Annotated in this window: 13 protein-coding genes; 7 read left to right on the top strand and 6 right to left on the bottom strand. The window is 63.0% G+C overall.

All coding sequences use genetic code 11. The annotated features are described in order from the left end of the window. Positions 1–51 precede the first annotated feature (51 nt). From ABRP30_RS08095 to ABRP30_RS08110, 4 genes are all read left to right on the top strand, one after another. Positions 52–315, top strand: coding sequence for a hypothetical protein (locus tag ABRP30_RS08095; protein ID WP_012313512.1), 264 nt, complete (start codon positions 52–54; stop codon positions 313–315). 2 nt (positions 316–317) lie between these two features. Then, positions 318–1,142, top strand: coding sequence for a mechanosensitive ion channel domain-containing protein (locus tag ABRP30_RS08100; protein WP_241803107.1), 825 nt, complete (start codon positions 318–320; stop codon positions 1,140–1,142). Positions 1,143–1,255: 113 nt separating this feature from the next. Beyond that, the gene (gene sigX / locus ABRP30_RS08105; RefSeq protein WP_012313514.1) at positions 1,256–1,822 is read left to right on the top strand and encodes an RNA polymerase sigma factor SigX; all 567 of its coding nucleotides are present in this window, start codon (positions 1,256–1,258) and stop codon (positions 1,820–1,822) included. A gap of 110 nt (positions 1,823–1,932) precedes the next feature. Continuing rightward, positions 1,933–2,970, top strand: a complete 1,038-nt coding sequence (locus ABRP30_RS08110; protein WP_267822206.1) for an OmpA family protein — start codon at positions 1,933–1,935, stop codon at positions 2,968–2,970. 98 nt (positions 2,971–3,068) lie between these two features. Here ABRP30_RS08110 and cobA read toward each other — a convergent pair whose 3' ends face one another. The 5 genes from cobA to ABRP30_RS08135 all read right to left on the bottom strand — a co-directional run bounded on the left by cobA (position 3,069) and on the right by ABRP30_RS08135 (position 8,679). Next, positions 3,069–3,809, bottom strand: a complete 741-nt coding sequence (gene cobA, locus ABRP30_RS08115) for a uroporphyrinogen-III C-methyltransferase (protein ID WP_267822208.1) — start codon at positions 3,807–3,809, stop codon at positions 3,069–3,071. Positions 3,810–3,836: 27 nt separating this feature from the next. Further along, positions 3,837–5,504, bottom strand: coding sequence for a bifunctional protein-serine/threonine kinase/phosphatase (locus ABRP30_RS08120; protein ID WP_267822210.1), 1,668 nt, complete (start codon positions 5,502–5,504; stop codon positions 3,837–3,839). Positions 5,505–5,513: 9 nt separating this feature from the next. Next, positions 5,514–6,725 (bottom strand): NarK/NasA family nitrate transporter, encoded by a 1,212-nt coding sequence (locus tag ABRP30_RS08125; RefSeq protein WP_241803111.1) that lies wholly within the window; start codon positions 6,723–6,725, stop codon positions 5,514–5,516. A 164-nt stretch (positions 6,726–6,889) separates the two neighbouring features. After that, positions 6,890–7,465: an ANTAR domain-containing response regulator gene (locus tag ABRP30_RS08130; RefSeq protein WP_039602393.1), complete on the bottom strand. Its 576-nt coding sequence runs from the start codon at positions 7,463–7,465 to the stop codon at positions 6,890–6,892. Positions 7,466–7,476: 11 nt separating this feature from the next. Continuing rightward, a complete protein-coding gene (locus tag ABRP30_RS08135) occupies positions 7,477–8,679 on the bottom strand; it encodes a CmpA/NrtA family ABC transporter substrate-binding protein (protein WP_267822214.1) in 1,203 nt (400 codons plus the stop codon). Between the two features lie 127 nt (positions 8,680–8,806). On the opposite strand from ABRP30_RS08135, the gene ABRP30_RS08140 reads away from it, so the two are divergent. Next, positions 8,807–9,832: a quinone-dependent dihydroorotate dehydrogenase gene (locus ABRP30_RS08140; protein ID WP_267822216.1), complete on the top strand. Its 1,026-nt coding sequence runs from the start codon at positions 8,807–8,809 to the stop codon at positions 9,830–9,832. Positions 9,833–9,930: 98 nt separating this feature from the next. Here ABRP30_RS08140 and rmf read toward each other — a convergent pair whose 3' ends face one another. Next, entirely contained in the window at positions 9,931–10,146 is a 216-nt protein-coding gene (gene rmf / locus ABRP30_RS08145) for a ribosome modulation factor (protein ID WP_003248687.1), read from the bottom strand. A 562-nt stretch (positions 10,147–10,708) separates the two neighbouring features. On the opposite strand from rmf, the gene rlmKL reads away from it, so the two are divergent. Together rlmKL and ABRP30_RS08155 are read left to right on the top strand one after the other, a co-directional pair. Continuing rightward, positions 10,709–12,901, top strand: coding sequence for a bifunctional 23S rRNA (guanine(2069)-N(7))-methyltransferase RlmK/23S rRNA (guanine(2445)-N(2))-methyltransferase RlmL (rlmKL, locus tag ABRP30_RS08150; RefSeq protein WP_241803114.1), 2,193 nt, complete (start codon positions 10,709–10,711; stop codon positions 12,899–12,901). A 94-nt stretch (positions 12,902–12,995) separates the two neighbouring features. Further along, positions 12,996–15,386, top strand: a complete 2,391-nt coding sequence (locus tag ABRP30_RS08155) for a diguanylate cyclase (RefSeq protein ID WP_349974586.1) — start codon at positions 12,996–12,998, stop codon at positions 15,384–15,386. Positions 15,387–15,484: the final 98 nt, after the last annotated feature.

Raw genomic sequence — 15,484 nt, forward strand, 5'->3', positions numbered from 1 at the left:
TGACCCATCGCCCGCCGCCCTCGTCTCTGACTGACATTGCGCGAGGTGCACATGCACGATCCGTTTGAACAATCCCTGCGTGACCTGCTCAACGCGTCGCCATCCGGTGAAGACCGGGACGACGCTGCGTGCCTGGGTCGCGTGCTGAAAACCGCCAACCGCCAGGTCGGCGCCGGTGACCTGTTCAGCCTGCTTGGCCGTTGGAGCCAGGCGCTGCTGATCGCCGTGAACAATGGCTCGGCGCATGTCGCGCCGGTGCGCCGCACTTCTGCCCGTAACGCTGCCGCTGGTAGCAAAGCTGATAAGGCCGATTGAATATGGAACTCGATCTCTGGACCCAGAGCCTGGTCACTGCCATGACCGCCCTATGGACCAAGGTGGCGAACTTCATCCCCAACCTGTTCGGCGCGCTGGTCGTGGTGCTGCTCGGTTTCGTGGTGGCCAAGCTGCTCGATACGCTGCTGTCCAAGCTGCTGGCCAAGTTCGGCCTGGACCGCCTGATGGCTGGTACCGGCCTGACCAAAATGCTCAGCCGTGGCGGCATTCAGGTGCCGATCTCGACCTTGATCGGCAAGATCGTCTACTGGTTCGTCTTGCTGATTTTCCTGGTTTCTGCCGCCGAATCCCTTGGCCTTGAGCGGGTGTCTGCCACCCTCGACATGCTCGCCCTGTACCTGCCCAAGGTGTTTGGCGCGGCGTTGGTGCTGTTGGTGGGCGTGCTGCTGGCGCAAGTGGCCAATGGCCTGGTGCGTGGTGCCGCCGAAGGCATCGGCCTCGAGTATTCCGCAGGGCTTGGGCGCATCACCCAAGGCCTGGTGATCATCATCAGCATCTCGGTGGCGATCAGCCAGCTTGAGGTCAAGACCGACCTGCTCAACCACGTGATCGTGATCGGGCTGATTACCGTTGGTCTGGCCGTTGCGCTTGCGATGGGGCTCGGCAGTCGTGAAATCGCTGGGCAGATTCTGGCCGGTATCTATGTGCGTGAGCTTTACCAGGTCGGCCAGCAGGTGCGAATTGGAGAGGTCGAGGGGCAGATCGAGGAGATCGGCACGGTCAAGACGACGTTGCTGACCGATGATGGCGAATTAGTGTCGCTGGCTAATCGAGTGTTGCTCGAGCAGCGCGTCAATAGCCGCTAATTGCCCAAAAGCTGTTAATGTATGCCGCCGCTGAAATCCGCCCACGTGGCCGAGCGGTGACATTGACCTGACTGTCGGCCAGATCCGTTTTGAATAAAGTTCATTCGCCGCCCATGCGTTACGACCCGCGCGAGCTCACCGACGAGGAGTTGGTGGCGCGTTCGCATGAGGAGCTGTACCACGTTACCCGCGCCTATGAAGAGCTCATGCGGCGCTACCAGCGGACCCTGTTCAACGTGTGCGCGCGTTATCTGGGGAACGACCGGGATGCTGACGATGTCTGTCAGGAGGTGATGCTCAAGGTGCTTTACGGTCTGAAGAACTTCGAGGGTAAATCCAAGTTCAAGACCTGGCTCTACAGCATTACCTATAACGAATGCATCACCCAGTACCGCAAGGAGCGCCGCAAACGTCGGTTGATGGATGCCTTGAGTCTTGACCCTGTTGAAGAGGCGTCTGAAGACAAGGCACCGAAACCCGAAGAAAAGGGCGGTCTGGACAAGTGGCTGGTGTATGTGAACCCGATCGATCGGGAAATTCTGGTGCTGCGCTTTGTCGCGGAACTGGAGTTTCAGGAGATCGCGGATATCATGCACATGGGCCTGAGCGCGACGAAAATGCGCTACAAGCGCGCGCTGGACAAGCTTCGAGAGAAATTTGCAGGTTTGGATGAAACTTAGCCCCTTGCGAATATCTCTAACGAATCGGCGAGTTCTGCTAGACTTGCCGTCGAGTTGTCCGCCGGATTTTGGTGGGACTGCTTAACTATCACCAGATGGGGATTTAACGGATGAAATTGAAAAACACCTTGGGCTTGGCCATTGGCTCGCTCGTAGCAGCTACTTCGTTCGGCGTTCTGGCTCAAGGCCAAGGCGCTGTCGAGATCGAAGGCAACGTCACCAAGCAGTACTACGACAGCGAGCGTAACTTCAAGAACGACGGCACCAATCCTGGTGTTCGCCTCGGTTACTTCCTGACCGACGACGTCTCCCTGGACCTGGGCTACAACGAGACTCACAACGCTCGTGGCGAAGTCTTCAACAAAGACATCAAAGGTTCCAAAGCCAAGCTCGACGCTACCTACCACTTCGGTACCGTTGGCGACGCTCTGCGTCCGTACGTTTCCGCTGGTTTCGCTCACGAGAGCCTGGGCCAGGCCACTCGTAGCGGCCGTGACCACTCCACCTTCGCCAACGTTGGCGCTGGCGCCAAGTGGTACATCACCGACATGTTCTTCGCCCGTGCTGGCGTTGAAGCCATGTACAACATCGACAACGGCAACACCGAGTGGGGCCCAACCGTTGGTGTGGGTCTGAACTTCGGTGGCAGCGGTGGCAAAGTTGCTCCGGCTCCAGCCCCAGTTGCTGAAGTCTGCTCCGACAGCGACAACGACGGCGTTTGCGACAACGTCGACAAGTGCCCAGACACCCCAGCCAACGTTACCGTTGACGCTGATGGCTGCCCGGCTGTTGCCGAAGTCGTTCGCGTTGAGCTGGACGTCAAGTTCGACTTCGACAAGTCGGTCGTCAAGCCTAACAGCTACGGCGACATCAAGAACCTGGCTGACTTCATGAAGCAGTACCCACAAACCACCACCGTGGTTGAAGGTCACACTGACTCCGTGGGCCCAGACGCTTACAACCAGAAGCTGTCCGAGCGTCGCGCCAACGCTGTTAAAGAAGTGCTGACCCAGCAGTACGGTGTTGAGTCGACTCGCGTTGACTCGGTTGGCTACGGCGAAACCCGTCCGGTTGCCGACAACGCCACCGAAGAAGGCCGTGCTGTCAACCGTCGCGTTGAAGCTCAGGTAGAAGCCCAAGCCAAGTAATTGGTTGAAGCTTCAATGAAAAACCCGGCCTCGGCCGGGTTTTTCTTTATCTGCAATGTGTAGTTTCCAGGCAAGCCTTCAGGCCTAAAAACACCGCATCACCCGGCTGCCGCGATCCACGGATGAGCCATCACGTTCCCTGCCACCTCGCCAATCACCAGTATCGCCGGGCTGCGCAAGTTGAATGCTCGTGCATCCTCCAGCATACCCCGCAGGTCGCTGCGCCACTCGCGCTGCTCGGGCAGTGACGCGTTCTCGATCATCGCCACCGGCATCCCCGGTGCCATGCCGCCGTCCAGCAAGCCCTGGCGGATCTGCTCCAGCCGCGCAACGCCCATGTACACCACCAGGGTCGTGCCACCCTGTGCCAGCGCGGCCCAGTTCAGCGCGCTGTCATCCAGTGTGTGTGCGGTCACCAGCGTTACCCCACGGCTAATCCCGCGAGCGGTTAGCGAGATGCCACACTGGGTCGCGCCGGCCAGGCCAGCAGTGATGCCATTGACCACTTCGACCTCGATGCCATGCCCTTGCAGCCACGAAGCCTCCTCGCCGCCACGGCCAAAAATGCACGGGTCGCCGCCTTTGAGCCGCACGACGCAGCGGCCTTGCCGCGCATGGCGCAGCATCAGGCGCTGAATGAACGCCTGGGGTGTGGAGCGGCAGCCCCCCCGTTTGCCCACGGCAATCACCCGTGCCTGTGGGCAGTGGTCCAGCACGGCCGGGTTGACCAGGTCGTCGATCATCACCACATGCGCCTGTTGCAGTGCACGCACCGCTTTGAGGGTGAGCAGTTCGGGGTCACCGGGGCCGGCACCGACCAGCCAGACTTTTGCATTCATCAGGGTTTCCTCATGGGCAAGGCGTGCTCAGCCCTTGAACAGGCTGAACAGCAATATCAGGTTGAGCAACAGCGACAGTAGGGCCAGGGTGCGCCAGACCTTCAGCGGCTCGCGTTCCAGCAATGGGCGTGGATGGCTGTGCAGCGTCTGGCGGTCACCACGTTCGAGCAGCAGTAACCACTGTTCGGCGGTTTCGAAGCGTTGCGCCGGGTCCGTGGCCACGGCTTGTTGCAGGTTGTGCTGCAGCCACTCTGGCAAGTCGGGGCGATAGCGCGCCGCATTGACCGGTTGGCCAAAGCGTGGGCGCTGGAAGGCTTCGACCTCCCCATAGGGGTAATGCCCGGTCAGCAGGTGGTAGAGCGTCACTCCCGCGGCATACAGGTCTTGGCGCGGGCTCGGCGGCTGGCCTTCGAAGGCTTCCGGGGCGATGTAGGAGGGCGTGCCGGGTAGTTCGTGGCATGGGTCTTCGGACAGCCCCGGGCAGTACGCCAGGCCGAAGTCCAGCAGGCGCAGTTGGCCGTCTGTGCCCAGGTGCAGGTTGTCGGGCTTGATGTCACGGTGCAGCAGGTTGCGCCGGTGCAGCACGCCGACGGCCTGCAGTAACTGGCGCGCCACTTCCAGCCACTGGGCCAGCGGCAACGGGCCCTGCTCGGCCAGTTGTGCGGCGAGGGTTCGACCGCTGTGCTCGCGCATCACGTAGTACAGGTGCTGGCGCTGGCTGGCGGCGTGCAGTTCGGGGAAATGGCGGCCGGCTACGCGGCGCAGGAACCATTCCTCGAGCAACAGCGCCTGTGCAGCACCCGGCTCCTGTTCGCGTTCGGCAGGCAGGGTTTTCAGTAGCCACGGCTGGCCTTGGCCGTCGCGCACGCGGTACAACAGCGATTGGCGACTGTGCGCCAGCCGCGCCTCGACCTGCCAGCCATCGATTACCTGGCCGTCGCGCAGTTCGCGGGGCAACGGCCATTGCTGCAGTTGGACCAAGGTGTCGCCAAGGTTGGCCGTACCCACTTGTTCGATCCGTACCAGCAGGGCACTGGCATTGTCCTGGCTGCCATGGTGATGGGCGCTGGCGACCAGTGTATCTGCAGCCAGTTGCAAGTCGGGTTGCTCACGCAGCACGGCCTTGATGTGCTGGTCACCCAGGCTGGCCCACACGCCGTCACTGAGCAACAGGTAGCATTCGCCTGGCTGCAGTTCACCGTCCAGGTAGTCCACCAGCAGGTGTTGGTCCAGGCCCAGCGCCCGTTTGAGCACATGCTGCATGCCGGGTTGGTCCCACACATGGTCTTCACTCAGGCACTGCAGGTGGCCGTGGTGCCAGCGATAGGCGCGGCAATCGCCGACGTGTGCCAAGGTGAAGCGGCGCCCGCGCAGCACCAGCGCACTGAGCGTGGTCAGTAGCGGCTGGCTGCCCTGAGCGCGCAGCCAGCGGTTCTGCGCCGACAGCAGGCGGTCCAGTGCCTGCGCCACGCTCCAGGTTGCGGGGGTGGCGTAGTAATCCATGGCCAGGGCCTGCAGGCTGGCCCGGGCCGCAAGGCCTCCGTCAGCACAGTGGCTGACGCCGTCGGCAAGGGCGAACAGGTAGCCCTTGCTGGCGGCAAGCTCGGGCGCCGGGGTTACCAGGCGCAAGGCGTCCTGGTTTTCCTCGCGCGGGCCGGTGGCGCTGGCCTGGGCGAAACTCAGTTGCAGGCTCATCGGTTCGCCTCAGACCCGCGCCGCAGTGACCGCGGCAGAGCCCCAGGTGGTGCGCCAGCGCTGCTTGACCCCGTGCAGCCCGAACCAGGCCAGCAGGCCCAGGCTAGCGAACAGCCACAGGCCCATCTGGTAGTCACCGGTGTGCTGCTTGATGGTGCCGAGCCCGGCCGCCAGCAGGAAGCCGCCGATGCCGCCAGCCATGCCGATCAGCCCGGTCATCACACCGATCTCCTGGCGGAAGCGTTGCGGGACCAACTGGAACACCGCGCCGTTGCCCGCGCCCAAGCCAAGCATGGCACTGACGAACAACGCCAGGGCCGCGGTGGCGCTGGGCAGGTTGAAGCCCACGGCAGCGATGCAGATGGCGGCCACGCTGTACATGCCAAGCAGGGTGCGGATGCCCCCGAAACGGTCAGCCAGGGCGCCGCCCAGCGGGCGCATCAGGCTACCGGCGAACACGCAGGCGGCGGTGTAGTAGCCTGCGGTGATCGGGCTGAGGCCATACTGGTCGCTGAAATAGCCGGGCAGGGCGCTGGCCAGGCCGATGAAGCCGCCGAAGGTGACGCTGTAGAAGAACATGAACCACCAGCTGTCGCGATCACCCAGCGCCTTGAGGTAGTCGGCCATGGCCTTTGGCTTGGGCCGTTGTGGTGCATTACGCGCGAGCAGGGCGAACACGACCACCGTTAGCAGCAGCGGGATCACGGCGAAACCGAACACATTGTTCCAGCCAAAGCCTGCAGCCAGCACCGGGGCCAGCAACGCGGCGAAGACGGTGCCGGAGTTGCCTGCGCCAGCGATGCCCATCGCCTTGCCCTGATGCTGCGGCGGATACCATTGCGAGGCCAGCGGCAGCGACACGGCGAACGAGGCGCCGGCAACGCCGAGGAACACGCCGAGCAGCAGGGCTTGTTCGAAGCTGTGCACGCCCAGGTACCAGGCGCAGGCCAGGGCGACAATGACGATGACCTGGCCGATCAGCCCGGCGGTTTTCGGTGAGAGGCGGTCGACCAGCAGCCCCATGACGAAGCGCAGCACGGCACCGGCGAGGATGGGTGTCGCGACCATCAGGCCCCGCTGTTGTGCACTCAGTTGCAGGTCGGCGGCGATCTGGACGGCCAGCGGGCCGAGCAGGTACCACACCATGAAGCTCAGGTCGAAATACAGGAACGCAGCGAACAGCGTGGGCACATGCCCGGATTTCCAGAAGCTGGTACTCATCGAACACCTCACTCGGCAATGCAACGGAAACGAAAAGACGCCGCTACCCGGTCCACTGGCGTGGAGGGGTGAGCGACGTCTTTGTCGGGGTTTGTGGGCAACCGCCGTTGGCTACCGGTGCGATATCTTCAGCAAGAGCTGGGCCAACATTGTACGGCCGCTGCCTAGCCCAGCATCTCGTGCATGGCGATGATCTGCTCAGCCACCTGGATCAGCTTCTGCTGGCGGCTCATGGCCTGACGGCGCATCAGGGTGTACGCCTGTTCTTCATTACAGTCTTTCATTTTCATCAACAGGCCCTTGGCCTGCTCGATACGCTTGCGCTCGGCCAGTTGCTGGTCGCGGGCCTGCAGCTGGGCCTTGAGCGCCTGGTCGCTCTCGAAGCGGGCCATGGCTACATCCAGGATGGGCTGCAAGCGGGCGGCGTGAATACCCTCGACGATGTACGCGCTGACCCCGGCCTGGATCGCCTGGCGCATCACCCCGGGGTCATGCTCGTCGGTGAACAGCACAATTGGCCGTGGCTGGTCGCGGCTGACCATCACCACCTGTTCCATCACGTCGCGGTCGGGTGAATCGGTATCGATCAATACCACGTCCGGGTGCACCATTTCGACGCAGGCCGGCAGGTCGATGGTTAAGTCTGGCGCCTCGATCACCTCGAAGCCGGCCTCGCGCAGTGCAGCCTTGAGGCGGCCGAGTTTGTTCTGGGTATCGTCGATCAGCAGGATGCGCAGCATGGCGGTGCCCCTCACAGGCCGATACGGGCATCGGGCGTATCGCCCAAGGCGTGCAGGCTGAAGCTGCGGGCATAAGCGTAGGGGTCGCTGCCATCCCAACCGATACCGTCGATCAGCACGCTGCTGCGCATCGGCGTGCCAGGGCAAGCCACGCCGAGTGCATCGGCGGCTTGCTGGTAAAGCGCCAGCTGCTGGACCTGGCGCGCGACGCCGAGGTAGTCGGGATCATCGCGCAGCAGCCCCCAGCGACGGAACTGGGTCATGAACCACATGCCATCGGACAGGTAAGGCACATTGGCCCGCCCCTGATCGAACAGGCGCAGGGCATGCGGGTCCTGCCAGTGGTTGCCAAGGCCGTCCTGATACACCCCGAGCAGGCGCGGTTCGACGTTTTCAAGGGGCGTATCCAGGTAGGCGCTGCTACTGAGCAGCTGCGCGGTGCCGTGGCGATTTTCCTGGCTTTGTTCAATGAAGCGGCTGGCGGCGAGGATCGCTTTGATCAGCGCCCGGGCGCTGTTGGGGTATTGCTCGGCGAAGGTGCGGGCGCAGGCCAGGACCTTTTCCGGGTGGTCGGCCCAGATCGACTGGCTGGTGGCCAAGGTAAAACCCTGGCCCTGCGCCACGGCGGCGGCGGCCCAGGGTTCACCGACGCAGAAGCCATCGATACGGCCAGCCTGGATGTGCGCCATCATCTGCGCCGGTGGCACCACCACGCTGTTGACGTCGTGCAGGGGGTGAATACCTTGGCTTGCCAGCCAGTAATACAGCCACATGGCATGGGTGCCAGTGGGGAAGGTCTGGGCGAAGGTCAGTTTTGCACCCTGCTGGTGCACTTGGCGTGCCAGTGCTTCAGGTGTGGTCACGCCCTTGCGTTGAAGTGCGGGGGACAGGTTGATGGCCTGGGCATTCTGGTTCAGCCCCATGAGCACCGCCATGTCCCTGGCCGGTACCCCGCCGATGCCCAGGTGCACGGCATAGACCAGGCCATAGAGGCAATGCGCGGCATCCAGTTCACCGCTGGCCAGTTTGTCGCGCAGGCCTGCCCATGAGCCCTGGCGTTTGAGGTTCAGGGTCAGGCCGTGTTGCTGGGCGAAGCCCTGGGTGGCTGCGACCACCACCGACGCACAATCGGTCAATGCCATGAAACCGATGTCGAGGCTGGTTTTTTCGGGTGCGTCGCTGCCGTTGACCCATGCCAGGGGTGATGTATTCACGTAGATCCTCGCCTGTACTGAATAGGCTGTGTACAGGCGATGTAGCAACGCATGTGCCAAGGCGCTGTCATGCCGGCCGCACGCTGGCTATAATCGCACCCTCACTCACCCCGAGCCTTGCCCGCCCATGTATACCCTGGCCCGCCAGCTGTTGTTCAAGCTTTCCCCGGAAACCTCCCATGACCTGTCCCTGGACCTGATCGGCGCCGGTGGCCGCCTCGGGCTCAACGGCGTGCTGTGCAAGCAGCCGGCGGCATTGCCGGTGTCGGTGATGGGCTTGAACTTCGCCAACCCGGTTGGGCTGGCGGCAGGCCTGGACAAGAATGGCGCGGCCATCGATGGCTTTGCCCAGCTGGGCTTCGGTTTTGTCGAGATCGGCACCGTGACCCCGCGAGCGCAGCCGGGCAACCCGAAGCCGCGTTTGTTCCGCCTGCCAGAGGCAACGGCAATCATCAACCGCATGGGCTTCAACAACCTGGGCGTCGATCACCTGCTCGAGCGGGTGCGCGCCGCGCGTTACAGCGGCGTGCTGGGCATCAACATCGGCAAGAACTTCGACACCCCGGTTGAGCGCGCGGTCGACGATTACCTGATCTGCCTGAACAAGGTCTATGGCCACGCCAGCTACATAACGGTGAACATCAGCTCGCCCAATACCCCGGGCCTTCGCAGCCTGCAGTTCGGTGATTCGCTCAAGCAACTGCTCGATGCCCTGGCCGAGCGCCGCGAACAGCTGGCTGGCGAGCATGGCAAGCGTGTACCGCTGGCGATAAAGATCGCGCCGGACATGAGTGATGAAGAAACTGCGCTGGTGGCAGCAACGCTGATGGAATCGGGCATGGATGCGGTGATCGCCACCAACACCACCATGGGCCGTGAAGGCGTTGAAAACCTGCCGTATGGCGGGGAGGCGGGCGGCCTTTCCGGTGCACCGGTGCTGGAAAAGAGCACCCATATCGTCAAGGTCTTGTCGGCCGAGCTCAACGGCAAGATGCCGATCATCGCTGCCGGTGGTATCACCGAAGGCCGTCACGCCGCAGAGAAGATCGCCGCTGGCGCGAGCCTGGTGCAGATCTACTCAGGCTTCATCTATAAAGGGCCGGCGCTGATCCGTGAAGCGGTGGATGCGATCGCTGCCATGCCGCGGGCATGATCACGCAGGCATAAAAAAGGGCCCCATCAAGGGGCCCCTGGGCCTTAGCCCGCCGCCCGGATGGGGCGTGCATGGTGACTCGAATTCAGTATCCTCGTTCAGCCAACGGCGTGATTTTCGTTGAGTCTATGGATGCCAGCGGTGCCAGTCATTCCGTCCCAGTTATCACCGCGACCTTCACGCCAGCCGTTGATCCAGGCTTGGCGAACAGAAGGAAGATTGAAGGGGCAAAGTTCGCGGGATTTGCCGGTGACCCCGTATTGGTAGCCACGTGAATATGCTCTTTCCAACGGATCACGCTTAAGTCTTCTCATAGGGTGCTGCCCTCACTTGTTGACTGTAATGTCCCGTCGGCCTCTCCGAGGCCGGGCAGAGTCTTTCTGCCGGTTTGCGCCCGCTGCCGGCGTGGCGGGCTGAAAGTGCCGCCTCGTTGCGAAGCGGCCTGAGACCAGTTCTAACGAATGCGAGTCACCGAGGGAATGATCGATTTGTCATAAGGACGTAACGTTTCCAAGGGTGAGGGGATAAGTAAATAAATGCGACTCAACCTTGTTTGACGTTGAGCCCGCTATGATCGGGGTTTGCTGAACCTTGACGTCATTTCGCCAGCGTTGCGCTGCGATGAAAGAAATATCTGGTAATGCGACGAAGGGTCACATCAACCCTGAAATCGGTAGAAATTTTATGCACTGCCTGATGATCTAAGCTCTCTCTGCCACTGGCGAGAGTGGATCGATCAGGCGGCCCGGCCCATCAGCTGCTGCATGTCGCGCAGCCAAAGGCCACTCGGACGCTTGCTGGAAGGGCGTTCGGGCAAACATCGGCGGGGCGATGCGTCACCTCGTCAATCAAATAGCCCAAGGCTCTGGAATACACATGTCGGACCGTTTCGAACTTTATCTCACCTGCCCCAAAGGCCTGGAAGGCCTGCTTGCCGAAGAGGCCAAGGCCCTGGGCCTTGACGATGTGCGCGAGCACACCTCGGCCATCCGCGGCGCGGCCGACATGGAAACCGCCTACCGCCTGTGCCTCTGGTCGCGCCTTGCCAACCGCGTGCTGTTGGTGCTCAAGCGCTTCAACATGAAAAACGCCGACGACCTCTACGACGGTGTGAACGCTGTCGACTGGGCCGATCACCTGGCGGCCGACGGTACTCTGGCGGTCGAATTCAGTGGCCATGGCTCGGGCATCGACAACACCCACTTCGGCGCTCTGAAGGTCAAGGACGCCATCGTCGACAAGCTGCGCAACCGTGAAGGCTTGCGCCCGTCGGTGGAGAAGGTCGATCCGGACGTGCGTGTACACCTGCGCCTGGACCGTGGCGAGGCAATTCTTTCGCTCGACCTCTCCGGCCACAGCCTGCACCAGCGCGGATATCGTCTGCAGCAGGGTGCTGCGCCACTCAAGGAAAACCTGGCAGCGGCAGTGCTCATCCGTGCCGGGTGGCCCCGTATCGCCGCCGAGGGTGGCGCTCTGGCCGACCCGATGTGCGGTGTAGGTACCTTCCTGGTCGAGGCGGCCATGATCGCCGCCGATATGGCACCCAACCTCAAGCGCGAGCGCTGGGGCTTCAGCGCCTGGCTTGGCCATGTACCGGCGACCTGGCGCAAGGTTCACGAAGAGGCGCAGGCCCGTGCACAGGCTGGTCTGGCCAAGCCGCCGCTGTGGATTCGCGGCTACGAGGCAGACCCACGGCTGATCCAGCCGGGGCGCAACAACGTCGAACGCGCAGGCCTGAGCGACTGGGTCAAGATCTACCAAGGGGAAGTTGCCAGCTTCGAGCCGCGCCCTGATCAGAACCAGAAGGGCCTGGTCATCAGTAACCCGCCCTATGGCGAGCGTCTGGGTGACGAGGCCAGCTTGCTGTATCTCTACCAGAACCTCGGCGAGCGCTTGCGCCAGGCGTGCATGGGCTGGGAAGCGGCGGTGTTCACCGGTGCGCCAGAGCTGGGCAAGCGCATGGGCATCCGCAGCCACAAGCAATATGCGTTCTGGAACGGCGCACTGCCGTGCAAACTGCTGCTTTTCAAGGTGCAGCCTGACCAGTTCGTCACCGGCGAGCGTCGCGAGGCCCAGGCCGAGAGCGGCGATACCCGCCGACCGCTGCCGGTAGCCAATGAGCCTGCACGCCTGTCCGAAGGCGCTCAGATGTTCGCCAACCGCCTGCAGAAGAACCTCAAGCAACTGGGCAAGTGGGCGCGCAAGGAGCAGATCGACTGCTACCGCGTGTACGATGCCGATATGCCTGAATATGCCTTGGCGGTCGACCTCTATCAGGATTGGGTCCACGTGCAGGAGTACGCCGCGCCACGCTCGATCGACCCGGAAAAGGCCCAGGCGCGCCTGCTCGATGCCTTGTCGGCGATCCCCCAGGCGCTGGGCGTCGACCCGCAGCATGTGGTGCTCAAGCGCCGTGAGCGGCAGAGCGGCACCCGCCAGTATGAGCGCCAGGCCACCGAAGGGCGCTTCCATGAGGTCAGTGAAGGTGGTGTCAAGCTGCTGGTCAACCTCACCGACTACCTCGACACTGGCCTGTTCCTCGACCACCGCCCGATGCGCATGCGCATCCAGCGTGAGGCCGCCGGCAAGCGCTTCCTGAACCTGTTCTGCTACACCGCGACGGCCAGCGTACATGCCGCCAAGGGCGGTGCGCGCAGTACCACCAGCGTCGACCTGTCCAAGACCTACCTGGACTGGGCGCGGCGCAACCTGTCGCTGAACGGTTTCTCCGAGCGCAACCGCCTGGAGCAGGGTGATGTCATGGCCTGGCTGGAAGCCAATCGCGACACCTACGACCTGGTCTTCATCGACCCGCCAACCTTCTCCAACTCCAAACGCATGGAAGGTGTGTTCGACGTGCAGCGTGACCACGTGCAACTGCTCGACCTGGCCATGGCGCGCCTGGCCCCCGGCGGTGTGCTGTATTTCTCCAACAACTTCCGCAAGTTCCAGCTCGACGAGCACCTGGCTGCGCGGTACGTGGTGGAGGAAATCACGGCGCAGACACTGGACCCGGACTTTGCCCGCAACAATCGCATCCACCGCGCCTGGCGCCTGCAACTGCGCTAATGCGACAGGCAACGTTGCATCGCTAATGGCCAATAGCTATAACTCAGCACAGGGCCATGATTTTCGCAGGACGCTGACGTGACGAGACCGATCTATGTCGAAGTATGGCGTGCGTGCGAAGGTGTTGGGCCTGTGCAGCCAGGCGATGGCTGCCTGGGCAGTGGCGTTGGTGGCGCTGGTGGCCGGCAGCTTGCTGTCGATTGCCCTGGCGCTGGCCACGCATGCGTTTTACAAGCAGCAACTGCGCCAGCGCTTCGAGCTGCTGGCCAGCGAGCGTTATAGCCGCATCGCCGAGCGCTTCGATGACCAGGAGCAGCGCCTGGACAGCTTGCGCCGTTTTTTCAGCTTCTCCAACGACGTCACCCCAGGCGAATTCAACGGCTACGCCCGCCCCTTGCTGCGTCGTACCCAGGCTTACTCGTGGGCGCCGCGGGTCGAAGGCGCGCAGCGGCGGGCGTTCGAGCGCCAGGCCAGTGCTGCGTTGGGTCAGGCCTACCTGATCCGTGACCTGGACGAGCGGGGCGATTGGCACCCGGCGCCGCCGCGTGATCACTACTACCCGGTGCTTTACACCCAGGCAACCCAGATGCAGGGGCAACCTTACGGTATGGACCTGCGCGGCCAGGCGGTACGTGACCAGACCTTGATGCGTGCCGTGGAGCCCGGCAGCATGGCAGTGTCGGCGCCGCTGGACATGATCAGTGTCGCGCCGGGCTACGCCCGTGGGCTGTTGATGGTCGCGCCGGTGTTCTACACCGCGCAGGCTGACGGGCCTGCAGGGTATGTCATGGCGCTGCTGAACCTGCGGCAACTGATCACGGACGGCCTGCCGGCCATTGCCGAGGACAACCTGGTGGTACGCATCGTCGACCCCAGTGGGCGCGATGGCCATGAGCTGTTGTTCGACTCGCAGAACCCGGCCGCGCCGTTGGCGTTGGTCAGCACGCAGCTGCTGCACCTGGCCGACCATCATTACCAGCTTGATATCCGCCCCAGCCAGGTATTCATGCAGGGCAACCGCTCCTCGGCAGCACTGGCTGTGGGCTTGCTCGGTGGCCTGCTGAGCCTGTTGCTCAGTGCGTTGCTGTACAGCCTGTTCAGCCAGAGGCAACGGGCGCTCAAGCTGGTGGAGCAGCGTACCGCGCAGTTGCGGGTCAGCGAGCAGTCGTTGCGCGAGACGCATAATCAGCTGCGCAGTGTGCTTGATGCCGCTACCCAGGTCGCGATCATCGCGACCAGCCTCAAGGGCGTGGTCAGTACTTTCAATGCCGGTGCCGAACGCATGCTGGGTTACGCGGCCAGCGAAGCGGTCGGGCACCTTCATCTGGAACACCTGGTCCTGCCTGAGGAACTCAGCCAGCGCGCCCATGCCCTGAGCCTGCGCTACGGGCGTCAGATTGACGGTGGCCAGGCGATGTTCGCCGAGACCTTGCAGGGCGGTGGCGCGCAGCCAGGCGAGTGGACCTTGGTGCGCAAGGACGGCAGCCAGCTGTTGGCCAACATGCTGGTCACCGCAGTGCTCGACGAGCAAGGGCTTTGGGTGGGTTACCTGGCAATTTGCATCGATGTCACCGAGCAGCGTCGTGTGCATGAGGCGCTGGCGATGCGTGATCGGCTGCTGGAGAAGCTCAGTGCCGAGGTGCCGGGCGGCATTTATCAGTATCGCCTGGACGCCAACGGCCACTCATGTTTCCCCTACGCCAGCCAAGGGCTGTTCGATATCTACGAGATCGACTTGCAGTTGCTGCAGAAGGACGCCACGGTTGTGTTCGAGCGCATTCATGCCGATGACCTTGAGCGCGTGCGACGCTCTGTGCGCGACTCGGCCGAACACCTCTCCCCTTGGCGTGAAGAGTACCGGGTGTGCCTGCCCAAAGCCGGTTTGCGCTGGGTGCGCGGCGAGGCCACGCCCGAGGTCGGTGAAGACGGTTGCACGCTCTGGCATGGTTACCTGACCGACATTTCCGACCTCAAGGGTGTGGAGGAGGATTTGCGTAAGCTGTCGGTGACCGATGCCCTGACCGGTATCCACAACCGCCGCTACTTCCAGGAGCGGCTGAAGGCCGAACTGGACCGAGCCCAGCGTGATGATCAGGAACTGGCAGTGATCATGCTCGACATCGACCACTTCAAGAGGATCAACGACCAGTACGGTCATGCCGTGGGGGATCATGTGCTGCGCAGCTTGTGCCAGCGCATCGGTCAGCGCTTGCGGCGTACCGACGTTTTCTGCCGGCTTGGCGGGGAAGAGTTCATGGTGCTGTGCCCAGGCAGCAGCGCCGAACAGGCGCGGCTGTTGGCGATGGAACTGTGGCACGGCGTGCGCAACGTGCCTGTCGAAGGCGTTGGCAAAGTGACCGCCAGTTTTGGCGTGGCTGGATGGCGGCCGGGGGAGGGTGCCGATGCCCTGTTGCTGCGGGCTGATGCTGGCGTCTATGCAGCCAAGCAGGCAGGCAGGGATCGTGTCGAGGCAGAATTGAGCTGAGGCGTGCGTACCGGCCTCATCGCCGGCAAGCCGGCTCCCACCCCAACCGCGCAGTTCTCAAGGCCTGCGCTTTGCCTGTGACAGCCCCCGCCTTGCCC

This window comes from Pseudomonas sp. WHRI 8519 (assembly GCF_040224055.2).
Classification (GTDB): domain Bacteria; phylum Pseudomonadota; class Gammaproteobacteria; order Pseudomonadales; family Pseudomonadaceae; genus Aquipseudomonas; species Aquipseudomonas putida_X.